This is a genomic window from Desulfomonilaceae bacterium, from assembly GCA_041662605.1.
In the GTDB taxonomy this organism is placed as follows: Bacteria; Desulfobacterota; Desulfomonilia; order Desulfomonilales; family Desulfomonilaceae; genus CAJBEZ01.
This window is the reverse complement of record JBAZSD010000008.1, coordinates 145,082-165,607: the sequence shown is the minus strand read 5'-3', so window position 1 is coordinate 165,607 and position 20,526 is coordinate 145,082. Positions and strand designations below refer to the sequence as shown.

The 20,526-nt window shown below is 45.9% G+C and carries 19 protein-coding genes; 8 read left to right on the top strand and 11 right to left on the bottom strand.

Annotated elements, in window-relative coordinates:
• The first annotated feature begins 209 nt into the window (after positions 1-209).
• From WC647_08930 to lepB, 7 genes are all read left to right on the top strand, one after another.
• Positions 210-1,325, top strand: coding sequence for an ABC transporter substrate-binding protein (locus tag WC647_08930; protein ID MFA6222427.1), 1,116 nt, complete (start codon positions 210-212; stop codon positions 1,323-1,325).
• Positions 1,326-1,359: 34 nt separating this feature from the next.
• Positions 1,360-1,758, top strand: coding sequence for a branched-chain amino acid ABC transporter permease (locus WC647_08925; protein MFA6222426.1), 399 nt, complete (start codon positions 1,360-1,362; stop codon positions 1,756-1,758).
• Between the two features lie 2 nt (positions 1,759-1,760).
• The gene (locus WC647_08920; protein ID MFA6222425.1) at positions 1,761-2,246 is read left to right on the top strand and encodes a branched-chain amino acid ABC transporter permease; all 486 of its coding nucleotides are present in this window, start codon (positions 1,761-1,763) and stop codon (positions 2,244-2,246) included.
• 42 nt (positions 2,247-2,288) lie between these two features.
• Positions 2,289-3,341, top strand: coding sequence for a branched-chain amino acid ABC transporter permease (locus WC647_08915; protein ID MFA6222424.1), 1,053 nt, complete (start codon positions 2,289-2,291; stop codon positions 3,339-3,341).
• Between the two features lie 7 nt (positions 3,342-3,348).
• Positions 3,349-4,146: an ABC transporter ATP-binding protein gene (locus WC647_08910; GenBank protein MFA6222423.1), complete on the top strand. Its 798-nt coding sequence runs from the start codon at positions 3,349-3,351 to the stop codon at positions 4,144-4,146.
• Entirely contained in the window at positions 4,133-4,852 is a 720-nt protein-coding gene (locus WC647_08905; GenBank protein ID MFA6222422.1) for an ABC transporter ATP-binding protein, read from the top strand. The genes WC647_08910 and WC647_08905 overlap by 14 nt, the downstream gene beginning before the upstream one ends.
• 425 nt (positions 4,853-5,277) lie before the next feature.
• Positions 5,278-5,919, top strand: coding sequence for a signal peptidase I (lepB, locus tag WC647_08900; GenBank protein ID MFA6222421.1), 642 nt, complete (start codon positions 5,278-5,280; stop codon positions 5,917-5,919).
• A gap of 30 nt (positions 5,920-5,949) precedes the next feature.
• Here the strand turns inward: lepB and WC647_08895 are convergent, their stop codons facing one another.
• The 11 genes from WC647_08895 to mtnA form a co-directional block, all read right to left on the bottom strand.
• Entirely contained in the window at positions 5,950-6,807 is an 858-nt protein-coding gene (locus WC647_08895; GenBank protein MFA6222420.1) for a sterol desaturase family protein, read from the bottom strand.
• 8 nt (positions 6,808-6,815) lie between these two features.
• The gene (locus WC647_08890) at positions 6,816-8,048 is read right to left on the bottom strand and encodes a cofactor-independent phosphoglycerate mutase (protein ID MFA6222419.1); all 1,233 of its coding nucleotides are present in this window, start codon (positions 8,046-8,048) and stop codon (positions 6,816-6,818) included.
• Positions 8,032-9,084: a threonine synthase gene (gene thrC / locus WC647_08885; protein ID MFA6222418.1), complete on the bottom strand. Its 1,053-nt coding sequence runs from the start codon at positions 9,082-9,084 to the stop codon at positions 8,032-8,034. The genes WC647_08890 and thrC overlap by 17 nt, the downstream gene beginning before the upstream one ends.
• A gap of 72 nt (positions 9,085-9,156) precedes the next feature.
• A complete protein-coding gene (locus WC647_08880; protein ID MFA6222417.1) occupies positions 9,157-10,479 on the bottom strand; it encodes a homoserine dehydrogenase in 1,323 nt (440 codons plus the stop codon).
• An 88-nt stretch (positions 10,480-10,567) separates the two neighbouring features.
• Positions 10,568-11,794 carry an aminotransferase class I/II-fold pyridoxal phosphate-dependent enzyme gene (locus WC647_08875; GenBank protein ID MFA6222416.1) on the bottom strand — a complete coding sequence of 409 codons (1,227 nt, stop codon included), beginning with the start codon at positions 11,792-11,794 and terminating at the stop codon, positions 10,568-10,570.
• Between the two features lie 70 nt (positions 11,795-11,864).
• Complete coding sequence (locus WC647_08870; protein MFA6222415.1) at positions 11,865-12,608, bottom strand: methyltransferase; 744 nt, start codon at positions 12,606-12,608, stop codon at positions 11,865-11,867.
• 69 nt (positions 12,609-12,677) lie between these two features.
• Positions 12,678-14,000, bottom strand: a complete 1,323-nt coding sequence (locus WC647_08865; protein MFA6222414.1) for a DUF1015 domain-containing protein — start codon at positions 13,998-14,000, stop codon at positions 12,678-12,680.
• Between the two features lie 217 nt (positions 14,001-14,217).
• Positions 14,218-16,152, bottom strand: coding sequence for a molecular chaperone DnaK (gene dnaK, locus WC647_08860; protein MFA6222413.1), 1,935 nt, complete (start codon positions 16,150-16,152; stop codon positions 14,218-14,220).
• 57 nt (positions 16,153-16,209) lie between these two features.
• Positions 16,210-16,815, bottom strand: coding sequence for a nucleotide exchange factor GrpE (gene grpE / locus WC647_08855; GenBank protein ID MFA6222412.1), 606 nt, complete (start codon positions 16,813-16,815; stop codon positions 16,210-16,212).
• A gap of 350 nt (positions 16,816-17,165) precedes the next feature.
• On the bottom strand, positions 17,166-18,758 hold the full coding sequence (locus WC647_08850; protein ID MFA6222411.1) for a nicotinate phosphoribosyltransferase: 1,593 nt from the start codon (positions 18,756-18,758) through the stop codon (positions 17,166-17,168).
• A gap of 17 nt (positions 18,759-18,775) precedes the next feature.
• The gene (gene mtnA, locus WC647_08845; GenBank protein ID MFA6222410.1) at positions 18,776-19,819 is read right to left on the bottom strand and encodes an S-methyl-5-thioribose-1-phosphate isomerase; all 1,044 of its coding nucleotides are present in this window, start codon (positions 19,817-19,819) and stop codon (positions 18,776-18,778) included.
• A gap of 223 nt (positions 19,820-20,042) precedes the next feature.
• Here mtnA and WC647_08840 point away from each other — a divergent pair, with 223 nt between their 5' ends.
• Positions 20,043-20,390 carry a hypothetical protein gene (locus WC647_08840; protein ID MFA6222409.1) on the top strand — a complete coding sequence of 116 codons (348 nt, stop codon included), beginning with the start codon at positions 20,043-20,045 and terminating at the stop codon, positions 20,388-20,390.
• Positions 20,391-20,526: the final 136 nt, after the last annotated feature.

Sequence of the window (20,526 nt, the reverse complement as noted above, 5' to 3'; positions counted from 1 at the left end):
ACCTACAACAATTATTGGCGACTAGAAAGGCTGGGATTCATGAGCCCTGTGGAATACAGACATCATCAATTGACAAGACAAGCAGCCTGAGGCTTAAGTAATGTCCAAGAAATCGGGTGCGGTTCAAGTCTTGTTCCGACAACTAGCGCCGGGTCGATTTAGCCATTTTCAAACGGAGATTCAGCGATAAAAATCTAAGGAGGTGCTATATGCCTCGGCTTTTGCTGGTAATTACGGCTTTGTGTTTAAGCATGATGTCGTGGGCCATGGCTGCCGAACCGATCAATATTGGCGCGTTGTTACCTATGACCGGCAGTGTGGCCGCTTTCGGACAAATGGCCTGGGATGGGATAAATACGGCTAAGCAAATAGAGCCGGAAGCGCTAGGACGACCCATCGAAATCAAACTTGCCGACACCAAATCGGAGAAGGTTGACTCGGCGAACGCTGTTTCGAGGTTGATCGAAAAAGATAAGGTTGTCGCGATAATTGGCGAGCTTATATCCGGCAATACGATAGCTGCGTCGGATCATGCAGAGAGATCGAAAATTCCAATGGTTAGCCCCACCGCTACTAATCCTCTCGTAAATCAAGGCAAGAAATTCGTATTCAGGGTGTGTTTCATAGATCCGGAACAGGGGCGCGTAGCTGCAAAATTGGCGCTGGACCAACTTCACGCCAAAACCGCAGCAATCATTTATGATATCTCTCAGGATTATTGTGTAGGGTTAAAGACGTTTTTTCAGCGCGAGTTTACCAAGGGTGGTGGAAAGATAATATCGGAAACGATGTATAAAATGGGAGATAGAGACTTCACTCCACAATTGAGCAGGATAAAGTCAGTTAAACCTGATATAATATACGCTCCCATTTACTACACCGAATGCGCTCTTATCGCCAAGCAAGCCCGGGAAATGGGCTTGAATACTCCCATATTGGCAGGTGACGGAGTCCAGGCTCCTGAACTTATACAATTAGGAGGCAAAGCTGTAGAAGGCTTGTATTTCACGGCCCATTTTCATGTCGATACTATAAACACCCCATTAGGAAAGAAATTTTACGAGCTTTTCCAGAAGACAGTCGGGAAAGAGCTTGACTCATACACTGCGCAATCAGCGGACGCGTATTTCATAGTTGTAGAAGCCATTAAAAAAGCGGGGTCAACCGATCCTGAAAAAATCAGGGATGCCATTAGCGCGACTAAGGATTTCGAAGGTTTGACTGGTAAGATCACTATTAAACCGGATGGTAATGCTGTGAAACCTATGGTGGTCAACAAAGTTGAGAACGGAAAATTTGTTTACGTGACCACAATCATGCCATGATTCCCCTGAACCCTCAAAGGAGCTGGATCCAATATTGGATTTAAGTTTTTTCTTTCAACAACTCGTGTATGGACTTACTTTAGGCTGCCTATACGGGCTGTTGGCCATCGGTTACACCATGGTATACGGGGTGTTACGTCTCATAAACTTCGCTCATGGTGACCTGCTGATGGTTTCCGCCTATGTAGGTTTCTTCGGAGTAGTCATTTTTAATGCGCCGTGGCCTTTGGCTTTCGCTGGTTCTGTCTTGTTCACAGCCCTTCTCGGGATCCTGATCGACAGAGGCGCCTACAAGCCCATTCGAAAAAGTCCTAGAATCAATGCCCTGATAACGGCGATTGGCGTGTCTTTTTTGCTGGAAAATCTGGGATTGGTAATCATTGGGGGAGACCAAAATCGTTCCCAATACCAAAACTTTTTGAGGGGTCGCTGATTTTGGGGGGAGTAAGTATTCCTGCGCTTTCAATCTGGATTCTTGTAACCACGCTAGTCTTGCTGGCTGTTTGTATAGTTGTGGTCAAAAAGACCCGTATAGGTATGGCAATGAGAGCCCTTTCGAGGGACATGGAGACAGTCATGCTCATGGGGGTCGACAAAGATAGGGTAATATCTTTCACCTTTGCGTTAGGGTCGGCATTGGCGGCTGCTGGGGGAATCCTGTGGTGCATGAAATATCCCGCTGTAGAACCGTTCATGGGGGTTATTCCAGGACTAAAAGCTTTTGTAGCGGCTGTGCTAGGGGGCATAGGAAACATCACGGGAGCGGCTCTAGGGGGCCTGATACTTGGCTTGGCCGAAGTGTTGATAGTCGCTTTTGAACCGGACTGGTCAGGCTACCGTGACGCTATAGCGTTCTTTCTGATGATAATCATTCTTTTGACTCGCCCTACAGGCATCATGGGCGAGCGTCTTCCGGATTGACTCGTGGTCGAACCAGGTTCCAACACGATGGAGAAATCCGTGATGTGGGGAAGCTCCCACAACCGGATTCTTACAATTGCCGGCTTGATGATACTTTTTGCGTTTCTTTTTCATGCAGAGCAAAATTTCAATCAATATTCAATTCGTATTCTGGAAAATATAGCCATTTTCATAACTCTTGCCGTAAGCTACAACCTCATCAATGGTGTAATGGGGCAATTTTCCCTGGCCCCTAACGCATTTCTGGCAATAGGCGCATATACAAGCGCAATTTTGACGTTATCCCCGGATGAAAAATTGAGATCGTTCATAATCGAACCGATGTTGTGGCCTTTGTCCGTGATATCGGTCCCTTTCGCCGTCTCTTTACTATTTGCGGGGATTGTTACGGCCCTGATAGCCATGTTCATGGCCGTGCCTGTCTTTAGGGTTCGCGGAGACTATTTGGCAATTGTAACTTTAGGGTTGGGCGAAGTGATTCAAGTACTGGCCAATAATTCTCTGTCATTAACCAACGGCTCATTAGGATTAAAGGGCTTGATCCCATATACGAACCTGTGGTGGGCTTGGGGGGTCTGTGTTTTCACGATTTTTTGTACAGTCAGGCTTGTGAATTCATCTTATGGAAGAGCCATGAAAGCGGTTAGAGAAGATGAAACAGCGGCCGAGGCCATGGGCATAAACTCGTTTCGCATAAAAACATTCGCTTTTACTTTCAGCGCGTTCTTTCAAGGAGTAGCAGGAGGATTACTGGCTCACCTGATTACCACAATTTCGCCATCTCTTTTTACATTTATGTTCACGTTTAACCTGCTGATCATCATCGTTATCGGTGGGCTTGGGAGCACCACCGGATCTGTTCTTGCGGCAGTGCTTATTACCTGGGGAGGGGAAGCGCTTCGAGTGTTCGAAGAACCTTCAAGTTTGTTCGGGTTTCAATACGAAGGAATCCCAGGCATGAGGATGGTCATATTCTCGTTCATTCTTATTCTGGTCATGCTTTTTGCTAGAAGCGGCATAATGGGAAAGTCCGAATTTACGTGGAATGGTTTTCTCGGCTGGTTTATGAGAAAAGTTGGCTCTATGAGGGCCTGAACATACAATGGACACACTGCTGGAAATCCGAGATTTATCGATTTCTTTTGGAGGAGTTCAGGCTCTGAGTGACCTGTGTCTTGAAATACAACAAAATCAAGTCATAGGATTAATCGGTCCAAACGGCGCTGGGAAGACCACCGCCTTCAATGCGGTGAGCGGCAGAATAAGACCTTCATCGGGTTCCATTTTTTTTTGTGGTCAAGAGATTACTGGATGGCCCCCTTCTCGAATCGCTCGCAACGGTATAGCCAGGACCTTTCAAAATATAAAACTTTACGAAGACCTTTCCGTGCTTGAAAACGTCATGATCGCCGCTCATTCATCAATTTCCTATTCCTTTGTTGAAGCGATAATGGGTCTTGGGCGATTCACAAGGGATGAGTCAAGAATTAGATCTAGAGCGTATGATTTGTTGGAACTCATGAACCTGGAAAGCTTTGCCTTAGAGCGAGCCAATTCACTCCCGTATGGGAGCCAGCGAAAACTCGAAATAGCCAGGGCTCTGGCCCTTGACCCGAAGCTTCTACTTTTGGATGAGCCGGTAGCCGGCATGAATCCGACTGAAACCAGGGAATTCGGAGATTTTTTATTAAGGCTAAGAAAGGATCTGTCTATTGGAATAGGATTGATCGATCATGACATGAGTTTTGTCATGGGAGTGTGCGACAAGATAAGGGTAATAGATCATGGCCGTCCAATAGCGTGGGGAACTCCAGACCAGATAAAAAATGACAAACAAGTAATAACCGCATATTTAGGAGCTGAATTTGAGGGCGTAACGGAAGACCATGCTTCAAATTGAAGACCTGCATGTTAATTATGGAGGAATCCACGCCTTGAAAGGCGTTTCGATCGAAGTCGGGGCCAAGGAAATCGTTACACTCTTAGGGGCTAACGGCGCAGGCAAGAGCACGACTGTTCGCACAGTGTCAGGATTGGCTAAAGCGCAAGCCGGAGCGATTCTGTTTGAGGGCAAACCTATTAAAAATATTGCTCCCAATAAAATTCAACGACTGGGGTTGGTCCACGTTCCTGAAGGAAGGAAAGTTTTCGCGAACCTTACTATATGTGAAAATCTTCTTATGGGAGCGTATTATACTAGGGAAAAGAAAAGACTGAATAGCTTGTTTGGGCAGGTTTATGACATATTTCCTGTGCTCGAGTCACGCGGTCAACAGATGGCCGGCACTTTATCGGGTGGGGAACAGCAGATGCTGGCTATTGGTAGAGCCCTGATGTCTCAGCCCCGTTTGTTGATGATGGATGAGCCTTCCCTTGGGCTTGCCCCTATGATCGTAGCGGATGTATTCAGGATTATCGAAAAGATAAGAAACGAGGGAGTGACCATCTTTCTGATTGAACAGAACGCAAACGCTGCTCTCAAAATTGCGGACTACGCGTTTTTATTGGAGAATGGAACAATTATATTGGAAGGTCCCGGTCACGAACTACTAAGGAACCCAAAAGTGAAGCAGGCCTATTTAGGCGGGGCTGCTTCGTTCTCTTGATAACAATCTTTTTCCGCGCCTTCATGTTGTCAGTAATCCCTAAGCGTACGTATTGCCGCTTATACTTAAAAGGTCAGGTTTTTTGTGAATAAATGGCGTATACTTGCAAGAATAACTTGACTATTAAGTCTTCTAATGATAGCAAGGTCCCGGCCTCAACCTCGGGGGAGGGAGGGGCCTGTTAAACCGGTGGACCGGGGGGTGAGGAAAAACTTCTCCCCTCCGGTTTCATTTTTTTGGCAGGGGAATGAATTTTTAACTGAGGTTATCTACTGAAATCATTGATGATGTCTTAAATAATGGAACCAGCCCAAACCGTTTTTTGACGCCCTTTGCCCTGTTCCCATTTACACCTGCAGTAGCATGTCCTATATAATTTCATCTTGGCGCTTATTCAAAAGCGGATCAGACCGAAAGAGAAGAAAATGGCTCAACCTTTAAGTGTTCCAGAACCCCACAAAAAGTCCCCAAGGACGACCTTTCAAGAATACAGCGAAGCTCTAGTAGTAGCCATAATTTTGGCTATAATCATAAGAGCCATATTTGTTCAGGCGTTCAAAATTCCATCAGGCTCAATGGAGCCCACTTTACTCATCGGTGACCATATTCTGGTGAATAAGCTGATTTATGGAATTAGGATTCCATTCACTAGCTATAGGTTTCCGGATCTTTTTCAACCACAGAGAGGTGACGTTATTGTTTTCATCTACCCCGAAGACCGCACGAAGGATTTCATTAAAAGAGTAATCGGGGTTGGGAGGGACACCGTTGAGATAAGAAACAAAAAGGTTTTCATAAATGGAAAAGAGTACGATACACCTCAGGCGAGATTTAACAGCAATGTGGTCATGCCGGGAGACCTCAATCCAAGAGACAACATGCCGCCTGTGAAAGTCCCGAAGGGTTTTCTCTTTATGATGGGAGACAACAGGGATTTTAGCCACGACAGCCGGTTCTGGGGCTTTGTGCCTTTGGAAGATGTGAAAGGAAAAGCGTTCCTGATCTACTATTCAGCTCCGGATATGGCGCAAATCAGATGGGATCGTATTTTTAAGGTAATTCATTAGCTGGTCAATATCTTGATTCAAAAAATGTAATCATTCAGATTTAGTGAATACTTGGCCCCTGCGGTTAATAGCGTAAATTCCCGGATTACCGACAAACGGAAGTATAAGTATCTTTGGAAGAGTTAAGCGGTTGGGGTCTCGAAACTGATTCAGGCCTATGGTCATAGCCTCATGTCCTGATCTGGGTTGAGGTTTGTAAGTCCCGAGTAGCCTGTCCCACCATGGAGAATTAAAACCAAAATTACTGTTTGTTTCATTTGGAAAGATAGAATGATGAACTCGATGCATGTCCGGGGTTACGACGAAAAGTCTTAGAATCCGATCCCACCGCTCAGGAAGCTTTATGTTGCTATGATTGAACATGGCTGTTCCATTAAGCAAGATCTCGAAAAGAAGCACACTCAGAACCGGTGGGCCTAAGGCTAATATGGCTCCAGATTTTATTATCATTGAAAGCAGAATTTCAATAGGGTGAAATCGTGTGCCGGTAGTAACGTCAAAATCCAGATCAGCGTGGTGGATCATATGTAAGCGCCAAAACGCCGGGGCCGCATGAAACAACACATGCTGAAGGTAAATTACAAAATCCAATATGAGAATGCTACCTACAACGCTCACAAAATAGGGGAACCCGAGGAAGTTCATTATTCCCCATCCGTGTTGATCCACCCAATACGCCAAACCGACAGCCCCTGCGGAAAAGAATATCCTCAGCGCAATAGAGTCTATAAAGACAATCCCCAAATTAATTATCCATCTGCCGGTTTTTGAGACGGTCAATTGTCTGCGCGGGCGCCTGGTTTCAAAAAAGGCGACTACAACGAATATGGAAATGAAGAAAACAAACCTTATAGAGGCTTCATGACTTAAAATGAAGTCGGTTATCACACTGCAACCTACCCCTGAAGGTTCCTGCGACCGAAAAGGACCTCAATCAAATTCATACCCAGTGGTTCTTTAATTCCAGAATCGGCGGCAGCCCTTTCGGTGAACTTGGCTTGGTCCGACCCATCTGATTTTCTCCACGAGTCAGAATCCAGTAACAAGAATGGGATTGGACCTGAACTGTGAACTCTCTTTGCGACAGGGGTTTGATGATCCGGAGCCAGTAATATTCGCCAATTTTCACATGCTTCCAGTTCTTTCAGAACAGGTCCCACGACCCTTTGATCAAAATCTTCGATCGCTTTTATTTTAAGGTCCATCTGACCGGAGTGGCCTGCCTCGTCAGGAGCTTCGATATGCAACAAGACAAAATCATGGGTACCAAGAGCGTCAATAGCGGCTTGAACCTTTCCTTCATAGTTTGTGTCAAGATATCCTGTTGCGCCTGGAACATCTATCACATCAAGACCAGCGTACTTGCCAATGCCTCGCACCAGGTCTACCGCTGCGACAACAGCTCCGGTCACCCCGAATCGTTCCTTCAAAGTTTTTAATTGAGGCGGTTTGCCCTGACCCCAAGGCCATACGGAATTTGCAGGGCCCTGTCCGCGTTTCTGTCGGCGTTGGTTAACATGATGTTTATCCAGAATCCTCCATGATTTGACAATAAGCCGAAGCAATTTTTCAGAACCTTTTCCCGAAGGAAGATAATGGGCTATTGGTTCACCTGGAAAATCATGGGGCGGATGAGTGACTATGTCGTCCGGTCCATCCTCCCAGACCAGCAGATTTCTATAAGAAATCCCAGGGAAAACTTCAAACCCGAGTGACTCAATTTCAAGAGCCAATGATCCGATAAGGTCTTTAGCTTCGGGCGTCGAAATATGATCGCCGCTATGATCGGCCATAATGGTGAAATTCCTGTCCAACGTAACCAGATTTAAACGAAAGGCCAAGTCACTAGGCTTCAGTTTGATTCCCATGGAAGCCGCTTCAAAAGGCGCTCTTCCCGTGTAAGTGTCGGCCGCTGAGTATCCCATCAGGGATAATGTCGCGACGTCGCTGCCAGGGGCCATACCCTCAGGGATTGTTATTGATGTCCCAATGTTTCCGTAGGAGGCCATTTTGTCCATCCATGGGGTTTTGGACGACTCCAATGACGTAGGATCCGAAGAATTATCAAACGAGTCAGCCATGCCGTCAGGAACAATTATCAAGTATTTCATGTTAGAATCCGAGGACATTTAACACCTTCTTGGTATCCGGCTCGCAGGTTACCGGTTCAGTAGAAACTTTAATAGCGTTGTCAGGGTCTTTCAAACCATGCCCCGTCAAGGTGCATACGATCCGTTCTCCACCAGCGAAAAGCCCTTGAGCGCTCTTCTTGATGAGACCTGCAATGGAAGCGGCTGACGCAGGTTCACAAAAAACTCCCTCCAGTGATGCGACCATTTTGTAGGCTTCAAGTATTTCATCATCTGTAACGCTGTCAATAAGGCCGCCAGACTCATCCCGGGCTTGTTCAGCTTTCTTCCATGAAGCGGGATTGCCTATTCTTATGGCAGTGGCAATGGTTTCCGGTTTTTCAAAGATTCTACCCTGGACAATGGGAGAAGCTCCCTCAGCTTGAAAACCGATCATTTTGGGAAGACTCCTGATTTTCCCACAGTCAAAATATGCTTTGTACCCAGCCCAGTAGGCCGTTATGTTCCCTGCGTTTCCAACTGGCAGGGAGTGATAATCCGGGGTTGTTCCAAGTGTGTCGCATATTTCAAAGGCCCCTGATTTCTGGCCTTCAATCCTGTGAGGATTCAAGGAGTTTACTAAAGTTATAGGGTGTTCGTCCGAAATTTGTTTAACTATATTCAGAGCGTCATCAAAATTTCCAAGAATCTTTATCACTGTGGCGCCGTGAATCATAGCCTGAGCCAGTTTACCCAGGGCAATTTTCCCTTCGGGTATCACTACGAAAGCCTTGATACCCGCTCTAGCAGCGTAAGCAGCGGCGGAAGCGGATGTATTTCCGGTGGAGGCGCATATTACCGCTCTTGATCCGGCTTCTACGGCCCTGGAAACAGCCATGGTCATGCCTCGATCTTTGAACGAGCTTGTTGGATTCAGGCCTTCAAACTTCAGGAAGATCGATACCTTCGGGTTTATCTTTTCCGCGAGCCGCGGGGCTGGTATCAGAGGCGTATTTCCCTCGAGTATGGTTATGACATGTTTATCGTTGGAAAAATTAAAAAAGTCGGGATACTCCCTTATAATACCTTTCCACATCATTTATCTCCATTGACCCTGAAACTTTCCATAATATCTTGGATTGAGGAGAATCAGATACAAATCCGGTTCTCAATCAAGATCTTCATCTTCGATTCTTATAATAGTTGGTGGTTCAGTAACTACATCCAAATTTCCGATTTCGTTTTTTGCAAGCCTTACATCGGCCTCTTTGGCGGAATGTGTTATGAAAACCACAGGGACCGCTCCTGCGCCGGAGTGGTCACGACGCTTTTGAACGACTGAATGGATGCTAATGTTATGATCAGCCATTATGCCGGCTATTTTGGACAACACTCCAGGTCGGTCAATCGCTTGAATACGGATATAGTAATTGGTCACCACCTCATTCATGTCCAGGACAGACTCCATTGACGCCAGAGGGCCAGGGTATCCCAGAGGAGGAACTCTGCCGGCTTTACCAAGAGTCTTGTTCCTAATCAGTTCAATCACATCACCCATTACTGCTGATGCTGTAGGTTCACGTCCTGCGCCTCTACCATAAAATAATTGATCTCCAACCATGTCACCACGCAAAAAAATGCCATTAAACACGCCATCGACTTGAGCAAGAGGGTGAGTTTCGGGAAGCATTGTCGGGTGTAGTCTAACCTCAACCCTGTCCCCATGACGAATTATCATGGCGAGCAATTTGATCTTGTAAGAAAATTCACGCGCCATTACTAAATCAAAAGATCCTATTTGGGTGATTCCCTCAACGTGGATATTTTTTATGGGGGCATAAATCCCGTGAGTGAGCGCTAGAACAAGAGTCAACTTGTGGGCCGAATCAATACCCTCTATATCTAATGTTGGATCGGCCTCTGCGTAACCTAATTCCTGCGCCTTTTGGAGCGCATGGCGAAACTCGGCGCCTGGATTTCGCGTCATCTCTGAAAGGATAAAGTTGCAGGTCCCATTCAGGATAGCGAGAATCTTGTCAAATTTGTTGGCTATCAGACCTTCTCTAAACGACCTTAGGATAGGTATTCCACCTGCCACAGCCGCTTCAAAAGCTATGTCCGTAGCATTTTCCCTAGCGGCCTGAAAAATCTCCGGACCGTGTTCGGCCAATAACGCCTTGTTCGCTGTGACAACCGATTTCCCATTTCGTAGAGCTTCCAGGATAAAAGTCCGCGCAGGCTCATAGCCGCCAATGAGTTCAATTACAACAGATATCTCCGGATCTCTGAGTAATTCATAAGCGTCGGCTGTAAGAATTGACCTGTCAATCTCCACACCTCGATCAGTATCAACATCAAGATCAGCGATGCGTTTAAGATTGATCCTAAAGCCTGTCCTAGCCTCGATAATCCCCTGATTCTCTTTCAGGATTTGAGCTACGCCACTACCGATGGTTCCAAAACCAATTAAGCCTATCGAAATCTCGTCCATAAAAGGCACCCGTTTAAATAATCCATAACGAATAGTTAAAGATTTCTATCTGAACATTGAAAAATCAGCCTGAAGTATTGGGTTCACTTTAAAGCCCAACTGACTGTGGCATGGGGATCTCCCCCTCCGGCGAGTCTGTGTCGTTCTTGTTGAGAAAATGTCTGATTCCACGAACAGCCTGATGGATACGCATGCGATTTTCCACAAGCGCAAATCTTACATGCTCATCTCCAAAAGGTCCAAACCCAATCCCGGGACTTACCGCTACTTTCGCTTCTTCTGTCATAAGTTTAGAAAACTCAAGTGACCCCATATTTCTAAACTGTTCCGGTATCTCCGCCCACACAAACATCGTGCCTTTCGGTGGAGTTATGGACCACCCACAGTCCAGAAGCCCTGAACAGAGCACATCTCTACGATCTTTATATTCCGAAACGATTTCAGACACGCAATCCTGATTTTCATTCAGAGCTATAATGGCGGCAATTTGAATAGGTTGAAACATCCCATAATCTATATAGCTTTTAAGTCTTCTAAGAGCATCAATCATCTGGGGGTTACCCGCGGCGCAACCAACTCGCCAACCGGCCATTGAATAACTCTTTGACAATGAAAATGTCTCGATTCCAACTTCTTTAGCTCCGGGAACAGAAAGAAAGCTTGGAGCCTTGTACCCGTCGAAGGTCAAATCCGCATAAGCAAAGTCATGAATGATCATGATCTTGTACTCGTGCGCAAACTCAACAATGCGTTTGAAGAAATCTTCGTCCACAACCATTGTTGTGGGGTTGTGAGGGAATGAAATGATCAACAGTTTTGGCAAAGGCCAGGTCAAGCGGGCCGCAGCCTTGAGATCTTCAAAGAAATCACGGTCCGGTCTGATCGGTATATGCCTTAGATCCCCACCGGCGATAACCACTGAGTATGGGTGGATAGGATATGTTGGGGAAGGCACAAAAACTACATCTCCTGGATTAACGATAGCCAGGACAAGATGAGCCAAAGCGTCTTTGGCTCCCATGGTGGCCACGATCTCTGAATCCGGGTCCAGCTCTATGCCATATCGTCTCTGCCACCAATTCGCAAACGCCAATCTTAATTTCGGTATACCAGCGGACGCGCTATATCTGTGATTCTTTCCGTTTTGGGCGGCCTCAATTAATTTGTCAACTATGTGATCTGGGGTTGGAATATCAGGGTTACCCATACCCAAATCGATTATGTCCTCACCAGCTCTTCTGAGCTTCATCTTAAGGTCATTGACGACCTGAAAGACATAGGGAGGTAGTCTTTTGATTCTACTAAACTCTTCCAAATTCGCCTCCTGAAAAACTCGGAATCTTTCCAATTATATGTGACAAAACGCCCTAACCCAAACAGGGCGATTAGAACACAAATTCTTCCCCGGCAAGAATAGCCTCTGCCTGAGGAGTCCTGACATTATTAGAATGGTATAGACAAATCCTGTCTTCAGTCAAATAGTTATCCTGAGTTGATTGACACGCCTCCACGCACAAAAGAACAGGTTCCGACTCTTCGTGGGTATGAATCCATAACTTACGATTTATTTTCAGGCCCGAAAGAGCCGCCGCCCTATCTAGCTGACCCGACCCGTTGGCTGGATAAATCAGGCAAAATCTACCTGTCGATTTCAACAGACGCGAAGACACCAGAAATAAATCAGTCAATGGCATCATTATCTGATGTCTGGAAAGGGCCTTTTCACTCAATAAACTTACTCGTCCGGAACCTGATTGGTAATAAGGGGGGTTGGACACGATCATGTTGAATGTGTGAGGACGAAAAAACAGATCAGCTTTTCTGAGATCTCCCCGCAACATGAATACCTTTGAAACAAGGTTGTTGAGTATTACTCCTCGTTGAGCCCGACCGATTGGACCTTCCTGAATTTCCAAACCGACTACTTTGACTGACGGGTTTTTTATTACCAGACCAAAAGCAATAACGCCGCAACCCGCCCCTGCGTCAAGAATCAGATCTCCTTCGTGCGGTCTCACAAACCAGGTTAGGATGATGGCGTCCTCCGACACCCGGTAACCTTTGGACGCCTGGATAACCTTTACCTTATTCCGAAAAAGGCCATCTATTGTTTCTGAATGCTCCTGCAAAATCAGTCCCGATTCATAATCACACTAATGCGATTCATGTCATTCAACCCACATTCAATCCAATCAGGATCAAAATACGTTCAACACCAATCCGGATGAGATCTTGGGATAAAAGTAAGTGGATTTGTGAGGCATTTTCTGCCCCAATTCCGCTGCTTTACGCATTTGGTCAACCCGGGTTGGGTTGAGGATAAAGCTTATTTGAACATCCCCTCGGAGAGTTCTGTTTACAGCGTCGAAAATTGAAGGGGTGTATTCGATATGATCTTCCGAGTTCTCTTTGTCCAATCCAAATACGTGCCCTAGAATAAACTCGCGAAGTATGGTCACATCCAGATTGGCAAGGGCTTCAGGAAGATCATGTGCGATCAAGGGCTGTCCAGTTCTATCATTTTTCATGCTTAACAGAAAAAATTTGTTTTCTCCGTGGACAACCATTCCAAAATGTCCTCCCACGTCCAGGTATTGATGCAACTTCAGCGCAAGTTCATGAGATGACTTTTCCAAGTCATTAAGATCACAGTCCATCTCATGAATATCAAAGTGATCTCGAAGTCTTGTCGAAAATTCGGCCATACATGAATTATCAATGTTCTTGAGCATCCGGTGCGCGGGAAGTATTGTAAGGCCAGGATGAGACATGGAGGTGAGATAAGCCATCACGTATTTGTGCGGATGCTCGGGCCCGGAAACGTTGAGATTTTCCATTTCATTACAATAGGCTAAGGATGTCTCATATCTGTGATGCCCATCGGCTATGAACAGGCTCTTATCTCCTAAGAATTCGGTGATCTCTTTAACTGTTTTTTCGTCACTCACGTTCCACGTTCGGTGAACTATGTTGTCCGAATCTTGAACTTCCTGTTCCGGTTTTGTTCTCAAAAGAGATTGGTACAGTTGCATGACAACTTCATCATGATCGTCAAACATCGCGTGGATGGGAGTGAAATTCGCCCGGCAGGCACGCAATAATTCCAACTGATCCTTTTTAGGTCCCACATAGGTCTTTTCGTGAGGCAGAACTTTCCCAACACCGTAATCGCCGACCTTAACCAAACCGACCAAACCGTCCAGTCTCCTCCGTTCGCCTTCAGGTTCTCTGAAATCCATTTGATAAAGAGTGAATCCGGGTTTTGATCGTCTGACCAGAACATTGTCACGCATCCAGTTCCTGAGCGTAATTGCGGCTCTCGTATACCTGTTGTTGTCCGCTGTGTCATTGGCGAATCGCTTGCCAAGAACCAACCTTATGATGTTATGAGGGCAGCTATTGTAGAAGAATTCCTGTTGTTCCGGAGATATGATGTCATATGGAGGAGTAATAAGATTACTCAGGTCTTCTGAGCGGTCCGGGTTGTAATGCACCATTTTGAAAGGTATAACTTCGGCCATGAACGGGGTCCTCGACGAGTCAAATCTTAACGACGCGTACTCTTAATTCAGATTTTACGATTTCTTAAATGAGGTTGAAGAAAAACCTTTATTCAAAAAATATCTTTATAGAATAACATATCATGAGCCCTAAGATCAAATCCCAATTCGGAGAACAAAAAAAGGGAGCTTTTCTTTGTGAAAGCTCCCTTTCAAACCAGGGTTTGTCCAAAAAAATCTATTTCTTGCTGTCTTTTACCTCTTCAAAATCAGCGTCAACCACATCTTCTTCATGTTTAGGGCCTGACTGAGATTGGCCAGATTCAAATCCGGCTCCAGCCTCGGGGCCTGCGCCACCAGATGCGGACGCCTGAGAATACATAGCTTCAGCCAGTTTGTGGGACGCCTGCTGTAGCTCTTCCATAGCCGCCTTTATTGCTGCGGCGTCCGAACCTTCCATAGCTGTTTTAGTCTTAGTTATGGCCGCTTCAATAGCGGTTTTAACGGATGAATCAACTTTGTCTCCGTGTTCTTTCAATGACTTCTCAGTCATGTAAATTGTGGAGTCAGCCTGATTTCTCGCATCTATCAGTTCACGTTTGTTTCTGTCTTCTTCAGCGTGCAATTCCGCGTCTTTGACCATCCTCTGAATCTCTTCTTCAGTCATTCCACTAGATGCGGTGATCTTGATGGACTGTTCCTTTCCTGTTCCGAGATCTTTAGCGGAAACATGAACAATGCCGTTCGCGTCGATGTCAAACGTGACTTCGATTTGCGGCAGCCCACGTGGCGCCGGTGGAATTCCAACCAGTTCGAAACGGCCCAGAGTCTTGTTGCTAGCAGCCATTTCGCGCTCACCCTGCAATACGTGAATTGACACGGACGGCTGGTTGTCCGACGCGGTAGAGAAGGTCTGGCTTTTTCTAGTTGGGATCGTGGTATTCTTTTCGATAAGTCTTGTGAATACTCCTCCCAATGTTTCGATACCAAGAGACAAAGGTGTGACGTCCAACAAGAGGACATCCTTGACTTCTCCTCTGAGGACGGCTCCCTGAATCGCAGCCCCCACGGCCACAACTTCGTCGGGGTTAACCCCTCTGTGGGGTTCTTTCGCAAAAAGCTCCTTCACTCTTGCCTGAACGGCCGGCATCCTCGTCATACCACCGACAAGGATAACCTCATTTATTTGATCAGGAGTCACCCCTGCGTCCTTCATGGCGGCCTTGCAAGGCCCAACAGTCCTTTCAATCAAGTCTTGAACCAATAAATCCAGTTTGGCCCTTGTGAGCTTCATCGTTAGATGTTTAGGGCCAGCGGCGTCCGCTGTGATGAATGGCAGATTAATATCGGTCTCCATTGAAGAGCTAAGCTCTATCTTGGCTTTTTCCGCCGCCTCTTTGAGTCGCTGAAGAGCCATCTTGTCATTACGTAAATCGATTCCCTGATCCTTCTTAAATTCGTTAGCCAGGTAATCCATCACTCTCTGATCAAAATCTTCTCCGCCCAAATGAGTGTCACCGTTTGTTGATTTGACTTCAAAAACGCCATCCCCGATCTCCAGGACTGAAATATCGAAAGTTCCTCCACCTAAGTCAAAAACAGCGACCTTTTCTTCTTTCTTCTTATCGAGCCCATAAGCAAGTGAAGCGGCAGTCGGCTCATTGATGATCCGAAGAACGTTGAGCCCAGCTATTCGGCCGGCGTCTTTTGTAGCCTGTCTCTGAGAATCATTAAAATACGCAGGAACGGTAACGACTGCATCCTTAACTTCTTCTCCGAGGTAATCCTCTGCCGTCTTCTTCATCTTTTGAAGAATCATGGCGGAAATTTCCGCCGGGGTGTAGTCCCGACCTCTGACTTCTACCGCTGCTTCGTCGTTTTTACCGCGAACTATCTTATAGGAACAAACCTTGATATCGTCCTGAACTTCTTTGGAATCGAATTTTCGACCAATCAGTCTCTTTATGGCGAATAAGGTGTTTTCCGGATTCGTGATGGCTTGCCTCTTCGCCACTTGTCCGACTAGTCGTTCCCCTGAGTCTGTGAACGCCACCATCGAAGGTGTCGTACGGCCGCCTTCGGAATTTGCGATAACTACCGGATCGCCGCCTTCAAGAATCGCTACACACGAATTCGTGGTTCCTAAATCTATGCCAATGACTTTTCCCGCCATTTTAGCCTCCTAGCCGTTTTGGGTCATTTGAATAACGTAAATTCGTTGAAAAACATTTCAATTTAATTTAGCCGCTGTTGACACTATGACTTTCGCCGGTCTCAACAATCGGTCTTTATACATATAGCCTTTCTCAAGTTCTCTGGTCACCAAGTTGGATGGCCCTTTTGCTGAAGGTTCTTGGGCGATGGCCTCGTGAAACTGAGGATCAAAGCCGGCGCCTAAGGCCTCAATTTCAGTTACACCATACTTTTTCAACGCTTCTGCAAACATTCTCAGCACCATCTTGACTCCTTGAGTCAGCGGATTTTCCATGTCATCTTTGGGGCTGTTACTGAGCGCTCTTTCCAAATTATCAACCACAGGTAAAAGCTCTCTGAGTAAATCTTCGTCCTTATATTTCAATAACTTAGATCTTTCCTGCAGGGAACGTTTCTTGAAATTTTCTAACTCAGCCACCGAACGTAACCATCTATCCCGGTTTTCCTCAGATTCTTTCAGCACTTTGTCAAAAGCGCTTTCTTTCGAATCATCCAAATCCGATTTCTGAGATAGAAAATCTTCGTCAACCGCTATCACATCAGTCGACCCGTGAGGTTCAAGTCGCCCCGCGCCATCGGATTCGACAGTTTTTTTACTATTATCGTTTTTTTTACCTACCACGTCCGCCTCCGGCAATTTTACTCAATCGCTATCCATCAGCATTATTAATACTTACTATATTCAATACTAATTTTTGGCTTTTCCGTCCGCCTTTCAGTCGGTTTATGCGCCTAAAACGCTTCTTCGGCCACTTTGTTTAAGTAAATAGTCCCGGATACTTCTTAAAAAACTGGAAACACCGGTCAAATAACGCAAAATACTTTGTCTGAGTCTTTCAGATGGGCGCCATGCCGGACTTTGTCAAGTGTTATGAGAACAGGAGAAGAGCTGATGCGGCAACTCTACCTGGTACTCCAGGGAGAAGGCCGCAAAGCTAAAGTCCTGCTCCAAAAGGGCCCCAGATTTTCAGATCACGGTATTTTGAGGCGCTTTTTTTCGGCTTTTAATTTCTCACGATGGAATGAGAGGAGGTTTTTCTTTACTCTGTAAAGTTTTTCAGAAAGAGAAACTTTGTATATATGCGGGTTGGAAAATCTCTTGAACTCCTGTTCAAGCGCTTCCAATTGCTGTAAAGCCCGTGTTCTGATTTCCAAGAGGGGGGGACATTTATAAACTTGCCGACCATTTCTAAAAATCGGAACCATAAGCTCCATTGTCTTAAAAGGAGGCTTATAAACCTTTTTCATATAATCGTACATGGGATGATGCGCCATAATCGGTCTTGAGTGGGGAATCGGTTCATCAATCTGAGTTAACAGATCCCCTATCATCCGGTTCCCTCCGTTGAAGAATCGGAAAATTTTCTTGATACCCGGGTTGGTCACCTTATTCGGATTGTGGGAAATCTTGATTCTTGGCGTGAGCTTCCCGTCTCCGCGATCTACCGCCATTAGTTTGTATACGACGCCCAACGCAGGGGTTTGATAAGAAGTCATGAGTCTGGTCCCGACACACCAAATGTCAATCTGGGCTCCCTGTTGTTTGAGGCTTTCAATCAACCATTCATCCAGGTCACTACTCGCCAGGATTTTTGTTTCGCCAAATCCCGCATCGTTGAGCATTTGTCTGGCGACTTTGGAGTAATAAGCAAGGTCGCCGCTATCTATCCTGACGCCACTGAGTCTCTTACCCTTTAGGTCAAGCTCACGGCCAACCTGAATAGCGTTTCTGATTCCTTGTATTGTGTCGTAAGTGTCTACAAGTAGGACACAATTATCTGGAAAAACACGGCCGAACCCTCTAAAGGCTTCTATCTCATTTTCAAAACTTTCAACCCAACTGTGAGCGTGAGTGCCCCTGACGGGAATTCCGAATAATTTACCCGACTTCACATTGGACGTCCCGTCGCATCCTCCAATATAGGCCGCGCGGGCTCCGTAGAGCGCTGCTTGTGTTCCATGAGCCCTCCTCGTGCCAAAATCGACCACGGGGTCTCCTTTGGCTGCCGTACAAAGCCTGGCGGCTTTGGTGGCTATGAGCGTTTGATGTCCAACCAACGCTAGTAAGGTGGTTTCCAGAATCTGAGCTTCCGCAATTGGCCCCACGACTCTAATCAGAGGCTCATTCGGAAAAACTAGAGTTCCCTCTGGCACAGCCCACACGTCACCTGAAAAAGAAACTCCCGATGCAAGCGCTTCAAGGGCTTCCTCGGAGAAAATTCCAGTGCTTGCCAAATATTCAATATCGTCAGGATAAATAGCCAGATTGTTTATATAGCTGATGACACTTTCCAGTCCTGAGAACACACAAAACCCCCCGTCATCGGGATTTTGCCTGTAATACAAATCAAAACACGCCTGGTAATTGCCTCGCCCGAGTAGACGGTAACCCGCCGACATGGTCAGTTCGTAGAGATCCGTATCAAGTGTTAGGTTTTCCCTTCTCAGCGAATTTATGACAGGACCGGCATCCGATGAAGAGATAGTTTTTCCGGAAGTTGCGTCCACTATTTGCAACGCGTCTATTTTATTCTTTGTCTTCTGATCTAAAATTGATAGATTCATGGAATTCAAAAAATTCCTTACGAAAAAAGGATAGCGATAGAATCTGTAAATGGCTTTGTCGCAATCCCTTTTTCAGTGATTATACCGGAAATGAGTTCCGCAGGCGTGACGTCAAACGCTATGTTTCTTGCCGCTACACCTTCAGGGGCCACGGGAACTCCACAAATACTGGTAACCTCAATCGGATCTCGCTCCTCAATGGGTATAAATTTCCCTGAAGACAAGGAAATGTCTATGGTAGACAAGGGGGCCGCGACATAAAAAGGTATAGCATGTCGACTCGCCAGTACTGCTACAGAGTATGTGCCTATTTTGTTCGCTGTATCGCCGTTGGCGGCTATCCTGTCGGCTCCGACAATAGCCTTGGTTATTTCACCGGACTGCATTATTGCCCCTGCGGCATTGTCCGTAATTACGGTCACGGGTATTCCGAGTTTCATTAACTCCCACGCAGTGATTCTCGATCCCTGATTCAAAGGCCTGGTTTCATCAGCATAAACCCGGATTTTCTTGCCCGTTTCAAAAGCGGCTCGGATTACTCCCAATGCGGTTCCGTAACCAGCGGTGGCAAGTCCCCCGGCGTTGCAATGTGTCAGAATAACATCCCCATCCTTGAACAGACCTTGGCCGTGCATTCCTATAAGCTCACACAGCCGTCTGTCTTCGGCTTCAATTGATACAGCTTCTTGAACAAGAATCGCCTGAATATTAGGAAGAGTTGATCCCCTGTTTGTGTAAAAGACATTTTTCATGCGTTCCAGCGCCCAAAAGAGATTTACCGCTGTGGGACGGGTCTTGCCAATTTTAGAACAGACATGTTCAAAATGATTAGGCGCGTCTTTAGCCCTGTCGATTCCGACTTCCAACATACCCAGAGCTACCCCCATGGCCGCCGCGACACCTATGGCAGGCGCGCCACGCACCGAGAGCTTCTTTATAGCGTCGCAGAGAACATCAACATCATATATTTCGAGATACTTTTCTTCCCTGGGCAGCAATGTCTGATCAAGAAGTCTTATATGGTTTTCCCGCCATTCTATAGTTCTAAAAGGGTCTTGCACCTTAGTCCTCCAGAAAAGGGTCTAAGCAAAAGCTTGTTTATAACATTATAGAAATATCACGTGAAAAGCGATATGCAAAAAGATTTCCTTAAAAGAGGAAACTTTACCGAACAACATCATATTTACATTCTAAAAAACAATATGATGTGCATAAATAATTATAAATTAGTTGCATTATATCATTGATGGTGCTATAGATCCTTAAAAAACACGAGGTGACAGAATGAGCCTCAGATTCATAGCATTGCTATTATTGGCCATTTCTCTTTTAGCTTTTCCTAGCGTTACCAATGTCTATTCAGATAACCTGATGGCTTTAAATGTCTGCCAGGAGTTGGTAAATAATGCTCGAGCCTATGAATCTCGGGCCACATGGCACAGTAAAGTAGCGCAAGGCCTGATGCAGCAAATACAGAATATGGCTCAACTTACTAAGAATCAGGGAACCATCCAGGCCATGGATAACCTCTTTCAACAATATGACCAGAATCGTCAGATGGAAAATCAGATGAGGCAACTTTTCCGCCAGTTATCCGAACAGGCGCAGCAGTGTATGAAAACTGTAAACTGACACTTATTCCTTTTCTTCAGAAACTCTATGCGCCTTAAGATAAATCTTACAGACAAGGCGCATAAACTTCTTTCACCCCAAGACTAATCTTCAATTTCTTCAGAATTCGCCCAAACTCTTCAAAATTTTTTCACCC